This window comes from Murinocardiopsis flavida (assembly GCF_003014485.1).
Lineage (GTDB): Bacteria > Actinomycetota > Actinomycetes > Streptosporangiales > Streptosporangiaceae > Murinocardiopsis > Murinocardiopsis flavida.
In genome coordinates, this window is record NZ_PYGA01000024.1 from 42,648 (window position 1) to 61,016 (window position 18,369).

Consider the following 18,369-nt stretch of genomic DNA (forward strand, 5'->3'; position numbering starts at 1 on the left):
AGCCGTGGCCTCCTGTCGCTCGCGCCGCCGCGACGACCGGGGCAGCACCGAGCTGGCCATCGCCACCCCGTTGCTCCTCCTACTGGTGATGCTGGTCGTGCAGACCGCGCTATGGGCTCACGCCGGACACGTGGCCGAGACCATCGCCCATCACGGCCTCGCCGCAGCCCGCGCCGTTGACACGACCGAGACCGAGGGGAACACCACGGCCGAGCAGGTCGCCGACCAGCTCGCCGGCGACCTGGTCACCGATCTCGACATCACAGTGGAACGCAGCGCCACCACCGCCCGCATCACCGTCACCGCGCGGGTGCCGTCGGTGATCCCGGGGATGTCCTGGCCGGTCGCCCATGACAAGAGCGCCCCTGTGGAACGCATTGCGGGTGTCCCGTGAGGCCGCGCCGGGACGAGGGCGGGGCTTCGGTCGAACTCGCGCTGCTCACCCCGCTGCTGGTGCTGCTCGCGCTCCTGGTCGTTGTGGCCTACCGGGTCGTCTCCGCCGACATGACCGCCGATGCCGTTGCCCATACCGCCGCCCGCGCCGCCACCCTGCAACGCAGCCCGGAACAGGCGAACAGTGCCGCGCAGCAGGCGGTGGCGAACGCACTGCGCACGCATGATCTGAGCTGCGCGACCTACACACTCGACCTGGACACCGCCGACCTCGTCCCCGGATCGACCGTCACCGCGACTCTGACCTGCCACGCTGACCTGGCCGACCTCTCCGGGATGGACGTGCCCGGCACCTACGACGCCCACGGCCGCGCGAGCGCGGTCGTCGACGTGTACCGGGGGCGGCCATGACCCGGCGCGACGACCGCGGTCAGGTCACCGCCTTCGTCGTCATCATCGCCCTCGCCCTGGTGCTGCTGCTCGCCTTGGTCCTGGAGGGCGGCGCCGCGCTCGGTGCACGTAGCCGCGCCCTGTCTCTGGCCCAGGAAGCGGCGCGCGCCGGCGCCCAGCAGATCGATCTGGACGCCTACCGGGCCGGAGACGACATCACCCTCGACACCGACGCCGCCGCGCAGGCAGCGAAGGACTTCCTCCACCGCTCGGGGGCCGAGGGCACCGCCTACGTCGAGGGCGACACCGTCACCGCCACCGCACACCTGAATTACACCTTCTCCCTACTCCCGCTGGGCACCCGCACCCTGAGCGGGACCGCCAGCGCCAGCCCGCACACCGACCCATGAACCCCCAAACCATGAGGTGAGGCAGCCGTGAGACGTGGACTCCGCCAAGCCGGCGCCCTGCTGGTGACCATCGCCCTGCTGGCCGGGCTGCCGTATGCGGCCACTGTCCCGCTGGCCTGGCCCACCCCGGAGCTGAGCTGGGTGAGCGTGCTGGCCTACCTACGTGGGGGTTCGCTGCCCCCGGGCGTCGCTACCGCGGCTCTCATCACCGGGCTCTGGGCGGTGTGGGGCCTCCACCTCCTCGCCCTGCTCACCGAACTCACGGCACGGCTGCGCGGTCACCCAGTTCGTACGCGCATGTTCGGCCCGCTGCAACTCCTAACCGCCACAGCGATCGGCGCCGCCCTGACCGCTCCGCCCGCCCACGCCGCCACCCCACCCGGGCCCGCAGAAGCCGAACCAGACACCGCGAACGCCGCCCCTGCCGCACAGCACGCGAACCCCGGCGCCGCCGAGCAGGACGTCCCGCACTCCTCAGGCCGCCTCGTCGAACGCGAACGCGTCATCGACGGGTTCGTCTACGACTCCGCCGCCCTCACCCCGGACATGGAAGAGGACCTGAAGCCGACGATCGACATGATCCGCACCCACGGCAGCACCCGCGCGCCCGTCGTCGTCACCGGACACACCGATGCCGCCGGCGCCTCCGACTACAACCGCGACCTCTCCCAGCGCCGCGCCGACGCAGTAGCCCAGCACCTACGAAGCCAACTCGGGGACACCGCACCCGTCGTGCAGACCCGCGGACTCGGCGCCGACCACCTCCTCGACGGCGCCCCGGATACCGTCCAGCGCCGTGTGGACATCTCCTACGCCCTCACTGCCTACCCTTCCCCCGAGCCCACACCGCCCCGGGAAACCCCGAAGCCCGACTCCGCACCAGCGCAGCAGGAGCAGAACGGAGCCGGAAGCGACGAGCGGCGGGCCGTCCTCGTGCTGGAGTTGCCCGGCGGGCTGCTGCTCACTGCCACGGCCGCCGCCGGCGTCCTGGGCGGCTTCGCACTCGGACGCCGCCGCAACCGCACTTCAGCGCACCCTGAGGAAAAGGATGAAGTATCGGGCGCGAACCCCGGCGCGCACACCGAGGTCACGGACGCCGAAACGCCGCCCCCGGATGCCGTGATCCCGGACTCCACAATCGATCCCCGGGCCATCGTCGACCTGCGCAACGGGGTCGGGATCACCGGCCCCGGCGCTCACGCCGCCGCCCGCAGCCTGCTGGCCACCGCACTGCACCCCGACGAGACGCCACTGCACGTGATCATCCCGTCCGGCGACCTGGGCCTGCTGCTGGGAGACGAGGGAGCCGCCTACCTCGCCGAGCACGCCACCCCCGCAGTCACATCAACCGCCTCACTTGACGCGGCCATTACCGTGCTGCACACCGAACTCCTGTCCCGCGTCGACGGCGATGCCGACGACGAGACCCAGCCCGAATCGGAGACCGCAGAAGAGGAGACGGCGCCATTCCTCCTCCTGGCCACCCCCACCCCGGAGCACACACCCGAGATCACCACCTTGCTCGGCCAGGCCGACGCCAGCGCCATCAGCGCCGTGCTGCTCGGTGACTGGCCCGGCGGCACCTGCACCATCGACAGCACGCACACCATCACCGAAGCCAGCCCACCCCTGGCACATCTCCTCAGCGCCCACTGGCCCGCTACCGGCCGCGACCACTTCCGCACGCTCATCTCCGACCTGCCACCCCGCACCCCCAGCGGCCAGAGCACCGCCTCCAATCCGCCAAGTCCCACCCCCGCCCCCGCGCAACCCTCCAGCGGCCAGCCGGCCCAAGAAACTCCAGCGCCGACCACCCTGCGCGTGCTCGGCCGCATCACCCTCACCGCCGACGGGCAAGCCCTCACTCTGCGCCGCCGCTCCGCCTTCGAGGTGGCCGCTTATCTCGCCACCCGCCCTGACGGCGTCCGGATGGAGCGCGCCATCGAGGACATGTGGCCGGGAGAGAACGCGGCCCGCGCCACCCGCCGCTTCCACGACGCCACCAGCGCCCTGCGCACCGCCCTGCGCCCGTTCCTCGGAGAGCAGAGCCCGGCTGTTCTGCACGAGAACGACCTCTACCGGCTCAATCCCGAGAGCGTCGACGTCGACTTGCGACACATGGAAGCGGCACTGAGCACAGCCGAAGGCGACACGCGTGAAGAGGCGGCCAAGGCACTGGCGCCCATCCTGGAGCACTACGGGGACTTCGCCGAGGAGGCCGGCTACGCCTGGGCCGAAGAACCCCGGTCGCGTTTGCGCCGCCGCCTCATCGACGCCGCGGTGCGCTGCGCCGACCAATGCGGCCACGACGCGGCCCGCGCGCTCCTGGCCAGGGCCGCCGTCATCGACCCCCATCACGAACCGGTTCACCTAGAACTCATCCGGCTCCACCTCGACACCGGCGACACCCGCGCCGCCGCAGAGGTCTACCAGGCCCACAAAGACGCGCTGCACGAGATCGGTGTCGAACCGGGAAGGCGAATTCGCGACCTGGTCAGCACCTCATCGGATAATTCTCTCCGATAGAACCCCACCGATGTGTGTACAGCCATTATTCTGAGATTCGAGACTGAGCAATATCCGTCTGGTCGTGTTCGCCGAAGAACGAAGCCAACATATCGGTACTCCAGTTCCACAAGTATTTCCTGGCTGTAGAGCGATGGGCCCAAGTTTGCGTCTTTGTTTTTGATTCTTTCGGTTATTAGGAATGTGCTGACTATCGGGGAACGATACTGTTCTTGTTCGTCGTGCTAATGGTGTCCGTGTCCCCCTCTGATGGGCACTCGATTCGCTGGCCGTTCCCTCGGCCCGTATGACCGACCACCCCTGATTCCAGAACAGACCTGGTCAGGGCTTCGTTGGCTTGGTCGGTGCGCTGCCCGACAGGTGCGAAGCTTCAAGAAAACTCTCCTGGTGGTGGATGCTGACGGGTCGTTTAGAGCTTCGTTTGCATTTCTCTGGTTGCGAAATTTCCATTTTTGTCGGTTGCCCCTGGAAGTCTTCCTGTCCCCGTATTCTACTCTCGTTCCTTCCTTTGTCTTTTGTTGTCGACGCTCTCCCCTTGTTCTCCTCTTCCTTAATGACTGCGGATTGGTTGGGTGTTCACTCGGCCGTGGGAGTGCGAGTGTTCTGACTCGGCGCTGATTCTATGGCTGCAAAAAGGGTGGACCAATTCCAGTGTGCGGCGTTAATTGATCTTTCAGTGCGGGTATGAATGCCAATGACCAAGCAAACGGAACTGTTCGAGGAGGGCACTCATGTCCTGGTTTGGCCTTTGGCATGGCGGGTCCGGGTATTCGTACTCTGACGCGAGCCACATGGAGCGCTTCCGCTCGCTCGCAGACGTCGCCGACGCACTGAAGTCGCGTTTCCACGGCGCGAACTGGCGGCAGGAATTCGACTACGTAGCACGCGACCCCGAACGCGTCTTCACGCCCGGTGTCGACGAAACGAGCTACATCGACCTGTACCGCTCCGCCGACGCTGACCTGTCGTGCATCGAGCGTCGCGCCTACTTCGGCCCGCGCGGCGGCGTTCGATTCGAGTAACCCCACCCTGTTCTTCGAAATGCCGTTCATGCCTGAGGTGTGCCATGTCGACGTTCGTTATTGAGAAATTCACGCCCGAAATCCACACGCTGATCATCGCCCCCGCCGGCGTCTGCCCGGACATGCGGGAACGCTGGTCCTATGAGCTGTTCTGCGATGACCGCCTGATCTTTGCCGGGTCCGATCTCGGTAGCCCTTCCGGGGTCACCGAAGACGAAGTTGCCGCCCACGCGCTGCTGTGGCTCACGCTGCAACCCGGGGACACCGACGAAGAATACTTCGCCGACTACACGCCCGACCAGCGCGCATGGTGCGCAGAGAACGCAGAAACTCTGTCGATGTGCCTGTATGACGAAAACGGGTCCGACGTAATGGACCTGTCCCCGTACCGGGTCGAGGACTAGGAACCCAGGGGCGCGCCGCCTGGAAATAGTCGGCGCGCCCCGCCTCCCCGGTCCGGGATCCGTTCCGGATTCGCACCACACGCGATGTGAACCCCGATCGGATCCCGAATGGGACGCGACCCGAAATTCGGTGATGCGAGATGAGCGACGCGACCGTTTTCCATGTGGACTATCCGCATGCCCCCGGGATGCTCTACGGCTGCTGGGCGTGCGAGTCGCAATGCCATTGCGACGACGGGTTCACGTGCATCCACTGCGGCCCAGAAGATGAGGAGGAATGATCACATGGGTTCACGGAAACACGCGCTGACACCGGAACAGCGACAAGAACGCCTCAAAGCCGCGCACGACCGCCTATCGGACGCCGTAGACGGACTGCTCACCTCCGACGGCTGGCGCGCAATGATCACGGCCCGCTCGTGGCTGCGCCGCTACTCGCTCAACAACGTCATGATGATCATCTCCCAACGCCCCAACGCGAGCGACGTTCGATCGTTCTCGCAGTGGAAGGACACCGGGCGCCACGTCCGCAGAGGCGAAACGGGCATCCGGATCTTCGCGCCGTGCCGCTACAAGGCGCGCGACGACGACGGCAACACCGAAACCGACGACACCGGCCAGCCGCGATACCAGGTGCGCGGATTCACGTTGGTCAGCGTCTTCGACGTCTCCCAGACCGACGGCGACCCCCTTCCCGCCGACAACGGAGCCGTACCCCAGGAACTGCACGGCGCCGCCCCCGAACAGTTGCGGGACGGCATTGCCGCCCAGATTCGGGCACGCGGCTTCACCGTGGAGCGCGGGGACTGCGGAGACGCCTACGGCTGGGTCCGGTGGGATACCCGCACTGTGCGCGTGCGCGCCACCGTCGATGATGCCCAAGCCGTCAAGACGCTGGTTCACGAGTTGGCGCACATCGCGTGCGAACACGAACAGCGCAGCGCCACCACGCCCCGCGCGCTGTGCGAGGTCGAAGCCGAATCGGTGGCGTGCGTGGTGGCAGCGGTGGCCGGACTGGACTCCTTGGCCTACTCGGTGCCCTACGTCGCCCATTGGGCCGGGACTGCCGAGACCGCCCGTGCCAGCGCTGAACGCGTCCTGAGAGTCGCCGATGAGGTCGTGAGCGCGTTGGAGTCCTCCGCAGCCACGCAGACCCCCCGCGCCGCGAACGCGGCGTAAGAACCCCAGCCCCTCACATCAATCGAGCAGAAGGGAAGAACCGATGACCACGCTGATTCATACCGGCATGCAGGTCCCCACGGACCGGATCCGGGTCACCCGCCTGGACCAGGTCGACATCGGCGTTGGCGTCGCCTGGTCGGCCGTGGTGCGCAACGGGCGTACCAAGCTCGGCGTCATCGCCAATGACGGGCGCATGGGCTCACAGTTCCACCCCGTCGACCTCACGGCTCAGCAGGTGATGCGCGACTTCGTTGCCCAATGCCGCGACCGCGCCGGGGAACCACTCAACGAGGAGTTCGTCATAGACGAGCTTGCCAATGAGTACGAGATCGCCGCGATCGTCACCCAAACAGAGCGCAAGAAGAAGTACGTCGCGCGCGGGTTCGACCAGCACGGCATCCCGGAACTCCAGACGTTCGCCCTCACCGGCGACGGCCCGCTTGATTACGCGGCGGCGCTGGCCGCAGCCCCCAATCTCGACCTGAACGCGCGCACGGTGCGCGCCGAGCTGTGGATGGGTCCCCGGGGCTGGGTCGAGTTCTACCAGCGCCACGACACCTAACCCGAGCCGCGCTGAGACCGCGCGGCACGTCAGGCGCGCACGGGGTGGGGCGGCCGGGACAGCGGCCGGCCCACCCCGGACCCCAGTTCCTCACACACCGCGAAAGGAACCCCCGTGGCTGTGCTCACGGTCGAGATCTTCGCCCACGCCCCCGAGGACACCGACCCCGACACGTTCCCGCCCGATGCCTTCATCGAGACGACGTTGCGCGACGCGATCGCGCCGCTGACCGGGACCCCCGAGAGCGCGCTTCCCGTACTCACCTGCGCGATCACCCCTTACGGGGGTGCCGCGATGGTCGAAGCGCTGTGCGTGGGCCCCTCCGGGGAGGAGGCGACCGACGTCATCGCCGCACGCCTGGAAGCGGCCATGCAGGACACCCCCGACGCCTTCGAGGGCTGGCACCTGCACGCCGGATGCACCCACGTGCACATGAGCGACAACTAGTCCTGCCGGGGCGGGTCGGACAGGGCCCGCCCCCACACGAGGAACCCAGTCCCTCACACCCGATGGGAGAACCCCCCCGTGTTTCCTGTACTCAGCATCAACGGCACCCCCGCCCCCTGCGACGACGAGACCGAATCGGCCGCACTGGACTTCAACCCCGACAGCGGCCCCACCCACCGGTGCCGTGCCTGCGGCGACGAGTTGACCCGCACCATGACGGGCTGGGTAACCGACGACGGCGACGGCGCGTGCCTCCTGTTCGAGCCCGACGACGACACCGGCCATGAGCAGACCGGCCCCCACGACCCGGCGCCGATCCCGTTCGCCTGGTGCAACTCCGCCGCGATCACCACGGAGGAGTCCGACGACGCGGTCACCGTCGCGTTGTCCGTCGGCGACCCGCGAGGCGCGTTCTGCTTCACCGTGACGCGCATCCCCGACGACGCCGAATCCGACTTGGCCGGCTGCCTGCTCCTGCACACCCCGCACCCCGGCGAGCCCGCCCCGCACGCGGCCCTGACCGAACTGCACCCCGGAACCTACGTCGTCGGGACCGTGCCCGCCGCGCTCGCCCCCCGAATCACCCGCACTGGATCGGAGGAACACCACCATGACCACTACCAACGACCCCACCGCCCCGGCGTCCGCGCCAACCTTCACCACCAGCCGCGCCGTACTCGCTGACGCACTGGCCACGGTCGGACTCGCGATCAGCACGCGCCCCGCCGTCCCGCTCCTGGGCGCCGTCCTGCTGGAAGGGCGCGACGACGGGCGGCTCACCCTCTCCGGCTTCGATTACGAGACCGTGATCACGGTCACGATCCCCGATGCCGCAACCGTTGCCGGGCGCGTGCTCATCGACCACTCTGAAACCGTCCGGGTGCTTTCCGCGCTGGTCAAGGGCAAGAGCAAGCGCCAGGCGGACGCGACCCCGGTGACCATCACGGCACCGGCCCCCGACGCCCCGCGTATGAGCGTCAACGGCTACACCGTCCCCGTGACGGCCTATCCGCTCGGCGACTACCCGACCCTGCCCGACGCGCCGCCGCCGGTCGCACAGTTCAACCGGGGCGCCTTCACCGCGGAGCTGGGGCGGGTGCTGTGCGCAGTCGGCGACGACGTCACGCTTCCCACCTTGACCGGCGTGAACATGGAACTCAGCGACCAGGGGCTCACGCTGGCCGCGACCGACCAGCATCGGTTGGCCGTGGCCCATGTGCCCACCGTGCCCGGTTCGGCCGCGGCGCCCAGCACGATGCTGGTGCTGGGGTCGCTGCTCGACAAGGTCGCCAAGAAGCTCACGGGCGAACATCTCACCCTGGGCCATGACCGCGGCCTGGTGTCGCTGTCCAGCGGCGCCGTCACGGCGGTGACCCGCCCGATCGGCAGCGCGTTCGTCAAGTACCGCGCGCGTATCCCCAGTCCGCCCGCCTCGTTCACCGCCGACCGTGCCGCCCTGCTGGCGCTGGTCGAGCAGGCGCAGGCGATCTCGAAGGCCAAACGGGAGGCCAATCCGCTGGTCACCATAACCGTGGACGCGGGCGCCCTGGTGGTCGCGCCGTTGCTCTCGGAGCGCTCCACCGACGTCGCACCCCCCGAGTTGACGGCGAAGACCGACGGCTACCCGAACGCAATCCGGTTCGCGTTCAACCCGGCATACCTGACCGATGCGCTTGCCGCGATCACCGGTGACACCGCCACCGTGCACACCCAGACCATCCCGACCAAGCCGGTCGTGATCACCGAGACCGGGGCGCGCCCCGGCGACGGCACCGCCTACCGGCACGTGCTGATGCCCGTCCGCCTGTCCTAACCCGCCCGGTGGGGGCCGGTCCGGACAGGGACCGGCCCCCACCTCCTTCCCAGTCCCTCACCGCCACGGACGGAGGCCCGTCATGCCCGACTCCAGGAAGACGAATCGTCAGTCCCAACGTGGGCGCACCGTGGACGAGCACGCCCATGCCATCGCCGATGCCGTCGACACTGCGTGGCATCGCGCCCACGGGTATGGACACCTCGAAGTCCCGTTGTCCGTCATCGCCGCGTTGGCGTTCCTCGCGCCGCCGTTCAACCAGCGCGGCGCCGTCGCAGTCGAGATCAGCGGCATGGAGAGCGCGGCGTTCGCGGCGTTCATGCGCCGCCAGTGGCGCGGCTTCGTCACCCTGCGCCCCGACCTGCTCAACCCCGCCGCCCCGCTGCTGCTGGTGTGGCACGGAGAACACCCCATCACCGGCACCACCCTGGACGCCGCACGCGGTGCGGCGCGCGCGGCGTTGCAGGCGGGACAGCTCCACCTGACCGGGGATCGCGAAACGCGCTGGCAGGTCGACCTGTTCGGGGTGCTGCTCACCCTGATGAAGGGCCGCAACGCCAAGGGCGCGCACGGCCAGTTCTACACGCCCAGCCCGCTCGCCCACCTCATGGCCGCGATGCTCGGCATCGCTGCCGGCGAGACCATTCATGAGCCGGCCGCGGGCACCGGCGGGATGCTGCGCGCCGCCGCCCAGGTCATGCGCGAGGCCGACCGCGACCCCGCCACGGCAACGTGGGTCGCCAACGACATCGACCCCTTGGCGGTCGCGTGCCTGGCCGTCAACGCCGTGTTGTGGGAGTTGGGCCCACGCGTGGTCATCGGCGTGGGCGACACCCTGTCTGATGAGTGGATCACCCGCGCGCTCGCCGAGCGCGCGGAAACCATCCAGATCGCATCCGACATGCGCCGCCTCCAACAGATGCGCCACGCCTTCGGTCTCTTGCAGCGCCGCACCGACAGCACCGCCCATCAGCAGCCCGACGAGGGCGGTGAGGTGGCGTGAGGCGCTACAGCGCAACCATCGACGCGCGCATCCCGGCCGGTCACGACCGCTTCACCGATACCACCAGCCCGTATGCGGCTCACCTGCTGGACCGGCTAATCGCCTCCACCGCCGTGGCGATCCCGGCGACCCGGGCCTTTCGCATCACCGGCTGGTACGTGGCCCCGCACGCGCGCGGCGCAGTGCTCACCATCGACTGCGGCGACCGTGACCACACCGCGGCCGGACACGCGGTGCGCGACCTGCTCGACCCCGCCCAACACACCCACGAAGCGCTCTGGGAACCGTTCGCAGCCTGGAGCTTCACGCTGATCGAACTCCGGGACCACCCCGCCAACACCTGACAAGCCCCGACCCGATCGGGAAGGACGACACGTGCGAATACGCCTCAGTGAACGCCAGCACACCGAACTAACCCATGCCGACACCACCCCCGGCGGACTGTTCCGACCAGAAGCCCCCACCATCACGATCGCCGCGCTGATCGACCTCGGCTACACCATGCCCAAGGAATACGGCCAGCCGCACCGCATCACTCGCGCCGGACGCGCCGCCCTGGCCGGCGACGAAGTCGGCGCGCTCACCTGGCAGCGGCTCACCCCGACCATGCGCGCCGTGCTGTGCGCACTGGCCGACGAGCGCGAGCCCGAGAGCGTCGGCGACGCGCGCGGGGTCAACCCCGCGACGTTCAAACGACTCGCCGCCGCGGACTACATCGACAACGGCGGACACAACGACGCCGCGCACGCCCGGCTCACCGGCAAGGGCCTCGACGCGGTTCTGCGTATCCGCGGCGAACGCCCGGCGTTCGCCGAACGCGAGATCACCGAGGTTTATGTGGATGAACTGTGCGTCGGCGATTCCTTCGCCGAGCACGGGCGCCGCTGGATCGTCGCGTTCCCGCCCGTAGACGGGGGGCGGCGCATCGGCGACATGACCGTGCTCGCCCACGTCGAAAGCGCTGTGGGCGCGGATCCCGACGCGGTACACGCCCTGAGTCTGCCCGCGGATCGGGCGCTGCCGCGCTGAGCAGCAGAGCGGGACCGGTCGGACAGGACCGGCCCCGCGTACCACCTGATCCCCAGTCCCTCACAAAGAACCGCAAGGAAAGGCGATGTCCAGGCTAACCTCAGATGCCGCGCCGATGGTAGGGGCGGCGGTCGACCCGGGTGCTGACCGGGTGATGGCGTGGGTGAGCGCGCCCGGCCACCTCGCCCACCTCATCCCCCTGGCACCGGCCACCGCCCGGCAGTGGGCGGCGCAGTTGCGTCAGGCCGCTGACGCGGCCGACACCCCTCCCGAAGACGACCAGGGCAAGTAAGGGTCCTGCGGTCGGACAACGCACACAGCGAGGGTCGGCCGGGCTAAGCCCGGCCGACCCTCGGGCCGTTCACATCCCTAGCGACCAAGCAAGGAACTTCGAGGCGGCCAGCGATCAGTTTACCGTGCGCTATCGCCCCCGTCGCGGGCTTAGGAGGCCCATTGGTTTACTCGGTACTGCTGAAGGACGTTCTCGTTGCAGTGGTCTTCACGTGCCTCGGCTGCTTCCTCGCAGAGCGCCTGATGCTTGGTTATAGCCGTGCGGATTCTGGTCGATGTTGCCGCCCCGGTTCGGAGGTGCTGCATCCCCTGTTAGCCTCCCTAGCGTGAGCCGTGTCACTCCTCCCTCCCGTCCGTCCCAGCGACAGCGGCGGAATCCTCTTTGGCGGTCGGGACTTGCGAGTGCCGTGGCGGTAACCTCCGTGCTCGCAGGTTTCGCTGACCGGCCGACTTTCTTTCAGGTGGGGATGGTAGTCCTCGCCGGTTGCCTATCTGCGGCAACGGTGTTCGTTGAGGACCCGCGCGGCGTCCTCTCAAAAAAATCGTCAGCGTTGTCATTTTGGAAAAGTTTCCGAATAGCGGAACGGCATGCGACGCCGATGAGCGATTCATCGCAGCATTGGCGGCGTGGTCTTGGGCCGCTCGTTCGGTGCTGAGTTGTACTGCATGCCTTGCAGAGTGAGGGTGTAGATGGTGCGGTGGCGTCCGGAGACCGCGCCCCGGCGCTGTTCGACTCTGCCAGGATCCGTCATCTTCGACCGAGCTCGTGACTCATCCGACTTGGTCGAACTGGCGCAGTCGCGCAATGAGGCGGAAAATGACATCTCTAATCGGAACCTACAACTCTCCGGGGCGGACTGCTCCCATGAACTTCGGCGAGTAGTAGCTGGAGTCAACAGGGTCGATTCGGATGTTCTTTCCAGTGGAGGGGGCGTTGATCATCTCGCCATCGCCGACGTACATGGTCATATGGGCCGGGGGAGGTCCGGGGCCGCCGGTGTCGTAGAACAGCAGGTCACCGGGTTGCAGGGCATCCTTGTCGACGCGTTGTCCTGCCTGGTACTGGTCGGTGGTGACGCGGGGGATGTCGACTCCGGCTGCGGCCCAGGCCTTCATGGTGAGTCCGGAGCAGTCGAACCCGTCAGGTCCGACCCCGCCCCACACGTAGGGCTTGCCGAGGTGTTGGAGTGCCCATTCGACGGCCTTGCGGCCTTGTGCGCTGCCCGGTCCGCCGTCGGCGATGGGTGGCTGGACATCGAAGGTGTCGATCTCGGCGAGGACGTCGGAGACGTAGTCGCGGCTGCGGTTGTAGCGGAACAGGGCGGTGTCGAGTTGGTCGCGGTCGGTGAAGTCGACACCACCCTCCCCGGCGCTGAGGCACAGCTCCCGGGCTGATGCGGCGGCGGAGTCGTAGGCGTTGTGCGGGTCCTTGGTGCCGTCGCCGTTGCCGTCGGCCCCGAAGGTGTCCCAGCCGGACGGGAGGTGTTGGTTCGGGCCGACCGCCCGGTCGTAGGCGGTGTCGCTGTCCCACTTGCCGCTGTCGGTGTCGTAGTGCGGTGTGGTGTTGCCGCCGGTGCCGGAGCCGTCCAGGCGGGGGCCGATCATCGGTGGGGACACGTCGCCGCTGGGGCTGATGTCGTGGCCGGCAAGCAGGCTCGATTCGATCTTTCCGATGCCCGCGAGGATCTGCCACCGCATCCCCGGGCACTGGGGTTCGGCGCTCTCCAAGGCTTGTGCGGCGCGCACGTAGGCGTCCAGCAGCGTGTCCGGGATGCCCTTGACGTGCGCGGGTGCGGAGGTGGTGTCGCCGTCGTCGAGCACGGCGGTGAATGCGGAGATTGCGAGGCCCAGCACGAGGGGGATGGCAGTGATGGCGGCCAGGCATCCGGGGCTAGCCACTGCCGGCCTCCTCCCATCCGGGCAGGAACGGCTGTTGCGGCCCGACATCGGCGAGGTCGACCAGTCGGCGCTGCGTGGAACCGTCCAGACGGGTCCAGACCATGTCGGCCGGGTGGGCACCATACACCGCGGTCGCGGTTGGCACCGGCGGGTTGGGGACCCGGTGGCGAAGGTTGCTTTCACGCGCGGCCGAGGGCAGCCAGAACAGGACGATGCCGCGGGTGCCGGTGATGCGGGCGAGTTCGTGGTAGGCGTCGAGCTTGTCGGCCAGGCGGCGCAAGGGCTCGGTGCCGGTGTCGTACTCCAGGAAGAAGTCGATGGCCTTGTTGGCGTCGGTCCATCGGCCGGCAGCGTCGGGTCGGACGATGTCGCCGAACTGGTGCTGGCATTCGCGGGTGGTGCGCCAGGCGAGGTGGGTGTCGTGGGTGCGGGTGTGGGATGTGAGGTCGACGAAGAACTGGTTGAGGCCGAGGGTGTGGGTCAGGGAGGTCCGGTAGGCGATGGTGAGGGCGCGGTCGCGCTGGTAGCCGAGCTGCTTGACGGTCTGGCCGTGTTCGGCGGCGAGGATTTCCGCGCCGGGGGAATCGAGGATGTAGTGCCAGGGGGCGGTGCCTACTGGGGTCCAGGGCCGGAACCGGTCCAGGGCTCGCAGCCGGTACAGGACGGGAAGGCGCTTCTTGGCGGTGTTGTAGGACCCGAACTCCAGCTTCGCCAGCTGGTCGGTGGTGAACACCCGGTGCTGCCACACCAGGCGCATGATGCGCAGGTCGCGGGGGGTGAGGCGGGCGATGAGCGCGCGGATGGCCTCGGGGGTGGTGCGGGGGCGGACGGGGGCGCGGTGATCGGGCCGGGTGGTGCGCATGAACGGGATCCTTCCTACGGGGTGGTTTGGGCGTGTTGGCGGGCGGCTTTGCGCACGGCGGTGGCGCGTCCCTTCACCGGCGGGGGCAGGGGGCGTGTGCGCAGAGTGAACGACGGGCTTAGCGCGCCGCCGGAGACCAGACGCGTGGCGGCCTGGTAGGCGGCCAAGTGCGAGAGGTCGTGCTCGGCGAGGTTGGGTCGGACATGGCGGGCGAGGCTGCGGGCGTCCTCAGGGGAGACGTCGAAGTACACCTTGGAGCGGGCGTTGGCGGAGACGGCTTCGCGCAGTTCGCGGGGGAGTTGGGAGAGGTCTTGGTGGGCGAGGACGAGCCCGGCCCGGTAGGCGCGCGCTTCGGCGAGCATGTCGTCGATGCCGTAGGGCAGGGTGAGGAAGTTCTGGCACTCGTCCAGGTAGATCCCGATGTCGCGGCGCTCGGGCTCGGGTTGGCGGGCGCGGGACAGGACCGCGTTCCACACCTGGGCCAGCAGCAGCGAGCCGAGCAGGCTGGAGGTGTCTTCGCCGAGGACGCCCTTGGGTAGGCGGGCGATGACGATCGCGCCCTCGTCCAGCAGGCGGCGCAGGTCGAGTCCGCGGTCGGTGGTGGCGAGCAGGTCCTTGGCGAAGCCCCGCAGCAGGACACTTCGGAGTTTGTTGGCCAGCGGCGCGGTGGCATGCGCCCGCGCTGGTTCGGACAGTTCCTCGTACCAGGTCCAGAACCCTTGCAGGACGGGGTCGGTGATGTGGGCGGTGGCGCGGCGCCGAAACGCCGCGTTCTCCAGCAGGCGGGGGATGTTGGCCAGCCCGGCGTGGGGGGTGCCGGCCAGGGTGAGGCAGGCCGAGCGCAGGATGTCCTCGGTGCGCGGCCCCCAGGAGTCGGCGAAGATCCGCCGGAAGATCCCGGTGACCATGTCAGCGCTGCGTTCCCGTTCCCCGCGGCGCCCGGCGAGCACATTGAGGGCGGGTGGCCGGGCGTTGTCGTCGGGATCGATCAGCACCACCCGGTCGGCCGCCTCTTCGGGCATGCGCGACAGCAGCAGATCGGACTCGCCCTTGGGCTCGATGAACACGCACCCGCGGCCCTTGGCGATGTCGTCCAGGATCATGTTGAGAAGGCAGGTGGTCTTCCCGGTCCCGGTGCCGCCGATGACGTGCATGTGGTGACGCGCATCGGCAATGCGCACCCCGACCGAACGGGATTTGGTGGCGTCGGTGACACCGAGCAGCCGGGTGTCGGGGGCGTCGGCGGCGATGCCGGGCGGGGGAGCGGTGGGCCGGGCGGGTGCCCGTTCCAGGCCGGGCACGGTCTCATCCACGGGCAGATGTGCCACCACAGCGAGTTCCTTGGCCGAGAGCAGGTCGCCGCGGCCCAGCCAGCGTGCGTGGGCGAGCCGGTCGGCGACCAGCGGCACCCACCGCCGGCGGTAGTGGTTGAAGCCGGTGAACACCGCGAAGCTGCCGGCCACGGCATGAGCGCGGCCCCGGCGCCGCTCCCGCCCCTGAGCACCGTCAGCGGGGTGGGTGATGAGGTAGCGGACGCTGGTCTCCAACCGCGGCGCGGTGGACTTGGCGAGGATCGCGCGGATCTCCCCGGACACTTCGGGGCGCAGTGCCATCGCCGAGGTGCTGCGCCGGGTTCCGCCGGGGGTCAGGGCATCGAACACCCCGCCCGCGCTGTGGGCTTGGCGGAGTCGGGACGCGGCCTGGTTGGCGCGGCGCAGCCGCCGCCCGGTCACCGGGCGAGCCGCCACCTGGATGAGGATCTGCTCTCTAGGGCCGGGTGATCCGGCGGCGCCGATCAGGGCGCGGCTCGGATCGTCGTCGTGGCCGGTGGCGATCGGGAAATGATCCGGGCGGGCCAATCGGAGCTGTCCGCCGTGGGCGCGGGTGGTGTCGCGGGGCGGGACGGGGCGTGCGGTGGCGGCGGCGCCAGGCCACGCGGCTTCGATCGCGCGCTCGACCAGGCCGGGTGGGGTGGGGCCGGGCACCCAGAGGCGCACGTGCAGCCCGTGGGTGTCCATGGCGTACTCCCACACCACGTGCGGCTGGCCGAACAGGACCCGTTTCCAGGCGGGTCGGAGCAGGCCGAGCATGTGCGTCCACAGGGCCTCGGCGCCGGACAGGTCGCTTTCGGGCGGCGGCAGGATGTCCACCAGGCGCGCCTCGCGCGCCCAGACGCGGTGCCGCAGCACCCCGGCGGCGCCCCGGAGGATGATCAGGGCGGTGATGGCACCGAGCCCGGTCAGCAGCAGAGTCCAGCCGTGGATGGTGACGAGGGTGACGAACAGATTGGCCAGTGCGGCGGGCAGGTCGTCGAGGTCGGGAAGCAGGCTGGTCATAGCAGGTCGTCCTCCTCGTCGCCGACACTCAGGTCCAGGGAGTCATCGGTGGTGTGCTCGGAGTCGGGGGTGAGTTCGGCCGGGTTGGTGGTGACCAACTGGTGTTCGGTGTCGCTGGCGACCACCTGGAAGGCGACTCGGCGATCTCCGCTGCACAGCAGCGCGTCCCCGGGGTTGGCGGTGAGCAGGTGCTGCTGCTCGCCTTCCGACAGTCCGAAGGCGGCAGTGATCTGCTCGATGGCCTGGGGTGCTTGGCGCATCAACACCTGGGTGGCGGCGTTGGCGACGACGGCCTTGCCGAGGTCGGAGCCGAGCACGTCGGCGGCGTCCTGGGTGGCGACCGTCAGGCCGACCCAGCGTTTGCGGGCGGCTTTGGCGAGGCGGAACAGGAACTTGGCGCCTTCGGGTTCGGACATGAGCAGCCAGCCCTCGTCGACCAGCACCATGCGCGGGTGGTCGGGGGTGGAGTCGGCCACGGTGCGCCAGACCGAGTCCAGAGCCAGCAGGGTGCCGACGGCCTTCAGCTCATCCGGCAGGTCGCGCAAGGACCAGGACACGAGGTGCCCGACGGGACGGCGGCTGGTGGGAGCGTTGAACAGTTCGGCGTAGGACCCGGTGGTGTAGGGGGCGAGCTGCACGGCTAGATCCTGGGCGTGGTCGTCGTCCTCGCCCTGGAGGGTGGTGACCAGGTCGGCGAGCAGGGGCGCGGGCCGGGTCCAGGTCCGCTCGTCGGCGGTGATTCCCGCGGCGCGGTAGGTGGTGATCAGGGCCTTGTCCAGGGCGGCGCGCTGGCGCGCGCCCAGGGCTCCGCCGAGCATGAGGCCGAGCAGCGTGTGCAGGAACAGGGCGCGGCGACTGAGCGCGTCGCGCTTGGCGGCCTGATCCAGGGCGAGGTCGAGCGGGTTGAGGTGCACACCGGGTGCGCCGAGGCGGATCACGGTGCCGCCCACCGAATCGGCCAGCCGGGAGTACTCGTCCTCGGGGTCGATGATCGCGGCGCTCACCCCGGCATACATCGACCGCAGCAGGTCCAATTTGCAGAAGTAGGACTTCCCGGCGCCGGAGCGGGCGAGGATGACGGTGTTGTAGGAGTCCAGGGCCCACCGGTCCCACACGACCACCCCGGAGGAGCCGGCGTTGAGGCCGTAGAGGACGGCGGTGGGTGAGGTCTCCACCGCCAGGTCCGGGCTTGCGAACGGGTAGGACGCGGCCAGGGCGGCGGTGTCCATGCTGCGGCGCTGGCCGAGGAGGTCGACCCCCAGTGGCAGGCACGAGGTCCAGCCGTGGAGCTGGCGGTAGGTGGCGGGCCGGGCGTCCAGCAGCATGGAGGAGGTCAGCGCGTGGACGTGGCCGACCTCCTCCTCCAGCGCCTGCTCGTCCGCGGCGTGCACGGTGATGTACAGGCCGACGCGGAACAGCTTGCCCTCACCCCGGGCAAGGCTGGAGGCCATGTCGCGGGCGTCCTCGGCGGCGACCTCGGCCTCGAAATCCTCCAGCTTGCCTTTCTCCGCGCCTGTGCGGGAGGAGGCTTCCAGGCGGGCCATCTGCCGGCGCAGCTTGTCGGCGGCCACATTGGGCGGGACGGGGTCGATGTGCAGGGACACGTCCAGGCGTCCGGGGTAGGTGAGCAGGGGTTCGAGCCACCCGTGGCCGACCTCGGCCGGGTAGCCGGTGACGACGAAGGCCTCGGCGAAGCCGTCGCCGAGGTCGATGCGGCGCGCCTGGATGTCGACCTCCGCGTCCACCGCCTGTGGTGAGGTGTCGGGCGGTGCGGTGCGGGATGTGAAGAGTGCCGGCATG

At 69.1% G+C, this 18,369-nt stretch carries 19 protein-coding genes; 15 read left to right on the top strand and 4 right to left on the bottom strand.

Annotation, left to right across the window (positions count from 1 at the left end):
- Positions 1–4: 4 nt before the first annotated feature.
- From CLV63_RS26730 to CLV63_RS26800, 15 genes are all read left to right on the top strand, one after another.
- Positions 5–394, top strand: coding sequence for a TadE/TadG family type IV pilus assembly protein (locus CLV63_RS26730; protein WP_245929075.1), 390 nt, complete (start codon positions 5–7; stop codon positions 392–394).
- Complete coding sequence (locus CLV63_RS26735) at positions 391–804, top strand: TadE/TadG family type IV pilus assembly protein (protein ID WP_106585996.1); 414 nt, start codon at positions 391–393, stop codon at positions 802–804. The genes CLV63_RS26730 and CLV63_RS26735 overlap by 4 nt, the downstream gene beginning before the upstream one ends.
- Positions 801–1,193, top strand: a complete 393-nt coding sequence (locus CLV63_RS26740) for a pilus assembly protein TadG-related protein (RefSeq protein WP_106585997.1) — start codon at positions 801–803, stop codon at positions 1,191–1,193. Before CLV63_RS26735 ends, CLV63_RS26740 begins: the two co-directional genes overlap by 4 nt.
- 27 nt (positions 1,194–1,220) lie before the next feature.
- Complete coding sequence (locus CLV63_RS26745) at positions 1,221–3,719, top strand: OmpA family protein (protein WP_146165670.1); 2,499 nt, start codon at positions 1,221–1,223, stop codon at positions 3,717–3,719.
- Positions 3,720–4,450: 731 nt separating this feature from the next.
- The gene (locus CLV63_RS26750) at positions 4,451–4,741 is read left to right on the top strand and encodes a hypothetical protein (protein ID WP_146165671.1); all 291 of its coding nucleotides are present in this window, start codon (positions 4,451–4,453) and stop codon (positions 4,739–4,741) included.
- 44 nt (positions 4,742–4,785) lie between these two features.
- Positions 4,786–5,145 (top strand): hypothetical protein, encoded by a 360-nt coding sequence (locus tag CLV63_RS26755; RefSeq protein WP_106586000.1) that lies wholly within the window; start codon positions 4,786–4,788, stop codon positions 5,143–5,145.
- A 285-nt stretch (positions 5,146–5,430) separates the two neighbouring features.
- Positions 5,431–6,324 carry an ArdC-like ssDNA-binding domain-containing protein gene (locus CLV63_RS26760; RefSeq protein ID WP_245929076.1) on the top strand — a complete coding sequence of 298 codons (894 nt, stop codon included), beginning with the start codon at positions 5,431–5,433 and terminating at the stop codon, positions 6,322–6,324.
- A 43-nt stretch (positions 6,325–6,367) separates the two neighbouring features.
- A complete protein-coding gene (locus CLV63_RS26765; RefSeq protein WP_106586002.1) occupies positions 6,368–6,889 on the top strand; it encodes a hypothetical protein in 522 nt (173 codons plus the stop codon).
- Between the two features lie 114 nt (positions 6,890–7,003).
- Positions 7,004–7,336 carry a hypothetical protein gene (locus tag CLV63_RS26770; RefSeq protein ID WP_146165672.1) on the top strand — a complete coding sequence of 111 codons (333 nt, stop codon included), beginning with the start codon at positions 7,004–7,006 and terminating at the stop codon, positions 7,334–7,336.
- A 78-nt stretch (positions 7,337–7,414) separates the two neighbouring features.
- On the top strand, positions 7,415–8,020 hold the full coding sequence (locus tag CLV63_RS26775; protein ID WP_106586004.1) for a hypothetical protein: 606 nt from the start codon (positions 7,415–7,417) through the stop codon (positions 8,018–8,020).
- Complete coding sequence (locus tag CLV63_RS26780) at positions 7,947–9,149, top strand: DNA polymerase III subunit beta (protein WP_106586005.1); 1,203 nt, start codon at positions 7,947–7,949, stop codon at positions 9,147–9,149. Before CLV63_RS26775 ends, CLV63_RS26780 begins: the two co-directional genes overlap by 74 nt.
- 82 nt (positions 9,150–9,231) lie before the next feature.
- Positions 9,232–10,152, top strand: coding sequence for an N-6 DNA methylase (locus CLV63_RS26785; RefSeq protein WP_106586006.1), 921 nt, complete (start codon positions 9,232–9,234; stop codon positions 10,150–10,152).
- On the top strand, positions 10,149–10,496 hold the full coding sequence (locus CLV63_RS26790) for a hypothetical protein (protein ID WP_106586007.1): 348 nt from the start codon (positions 10,149–10,151) through the stop codon (positions 10,494–10,496). The genes CLV63_RS26785 and CLV63_RS26790 overlap by 4 nt, the downstream gene beginning before the upstream one ends.
- Positions 10,497–10,527: 31 nt before the next feature.
- Positions 10,528–11,181, top strand: coding sequence for a hypothetical protein (locus CLV63_RS26795; protein ID WP_106586008.1), 654 nt, complete (start codon positions 10,528–10,530; stop codon positions 11,179–11,181).
- Between the two features lie 85 nt (positions 11,182–11,266).
- Positions 11,267–11,473 carry a hypothetical protein gene (locus CLV63_RS26800; RefSeq protein ID WP_106586009.1) on the top strand — a complete coding sequence of 69 codons (207 nt, stop codon included), beginning with the start codon at positions 11,267–11,269 and terminating at the stop codon, positions 11,471–11,473.
- Between the two features lie 836 nt (positions 11,474–12,309).
- Here CLV63_RS26800 and CLV63_RS26805 read toward each other — a convergent pair.
- From CLV63_RS26805 to CLV63_RS26820, 4 genes are read right to left on the bottom strand one after another with little or no spacing between them, the layout of a single operon-like run.
- The gene (locus tag CLV63_RS26805) at positions 12,310–13,371 is read right to left on the bottom strand and encodes a C40 family peptidase (protein ID WP_245929077.1); all 1,062 of its coding nucleotides are present in this window, start codon (positions 13,369–13,371) and stop codon (positions 12,310–12,312) included.
- Positions 13,364–14,233, bottom strand: a complete 870-nt coding sequence (locus tag CLV63_RS26810; protein WP_106586011.1) for a replication-relaxation family protein — start codon at positions 14,231–14,233, stop codon at positions 13,364–13,366. Before CLV63_RS26810 ends, CLV63_RS26805 begins: the two co-directional genes overlap by 8 nt.
- Before the next feature lie 14 nt (positions 14,234–14,247).
- Positions 14,248–16,569, bottom strand: a complete 2,322-nt coding sequence (locus tag CLV63_RS26815) for a type IV secretory system conjugative DNA transfer family protein (protein WP_106586012.1) — start codon at positions 16,567–16,569, stop codon at positions 14,248–14,250.
- Positions 16,566–18,368 carry a VirB4 family type IV secretion system protein gene (locus CLV63_RS26820; protein ID WP_245929078.1) on the bottom strand — a complete coding sequence of 601 codons (1,803 nt, stop codon included), beginning with the start codon at positions 18,366–18,368 and terminating at the stop codon, positions 16,566–16,568. Before CLV63_RS26820 ends, CLV63_RS26815 begins: the two co-directional genes overlap by 4 nt.
- Between the last annotated feature and the right edge of the window lies 1 nt (position 18,369).

What these genes read in the sequence shown, in the direction of transcription:
- CLV63_RS26740 (WP_106585997.1), top strand. Translation starts at nt 801, where the DNA reads ATGACCCGGCGCGACGACCGCGGTCAGGTCACCGCCTTCGTCGTCATC.
- CLV63_RS26750 (WP_146165671.1), top strand. Translation starts at nt 4,451, where the DNA reads ATGTCCTGGTTTGGCCTTTGGCATGGCGGGTCCGGGTATTCGTACTCT.
- CLV63_RS26755 (WP_106586000.1), top strand. Translation starts at nt 4,786, where the DNA reads ATGTCGACGTTCGTTATTGAGAAATTCACGCCCGAAATCCACACGCTG.
- CLV63_RS26760 (WP_245929076.1), top strand. Translation starts at nt 5,431, where the DNA reads ATGGGTTCACGGAAACACGCGCTGACACCGGAACAGCGACAAGAACGC.
- CLV63_RS26765 (WP_106586002.1), top strand. Translation starts at nt 6,368, where the DNA reads ATGACCACGCTGATTCATACCGGCATGCAGGTCCCCACGGACCGGATC.
- CLV63_RS26780 (WP_106586005.1), top strand. Translation starts at nt 7,947, where the DNA reads ATGACCACTACCAACGACCCCACCGCCCCGGCGTCCGCGCCAACCTTC.
- CLV63_RS26785 (WP_106586006.1), top strand. Translation starts at nt 9,232, where the DNA reads ATGCCCGACTCCAGGAAGACGAATCGTCAGTCCCAACGTGGGCGCACC.
- CLV63_RS26800 (WP_106586009.1), top strand. Translation starts at nt 11,267, where the DNA reads ATGTCCAGGCTAACCTCAGATGCCGCGCCGATGGTAGGGGCGGCGGTC.
- CLV63_RS26810 (WP_106586011.1), bottom strand. Translation starts at nt 14,233, where the DNA reads ATGCGCACCACCCGGCCCGATCACCGCGCCCCCGTCCGCCCCCGCACC.
- CLV63_RS26815 (WP_106586012.1), bottom strand. Translation starts at nt 16,569, where the DNA reads ATGACCAGCCTGCTTCCCGACCTCGACGACCTGCCCGCCGCACTGGCC.
- CLV63_RS26820 (WP_245929078.1), bottom strand. Translation starts at nt 18,368, where the DNA reads ATGCCGGCACTCTTCACATCCCGCACCGCACCGCCCGACACCTCACCA.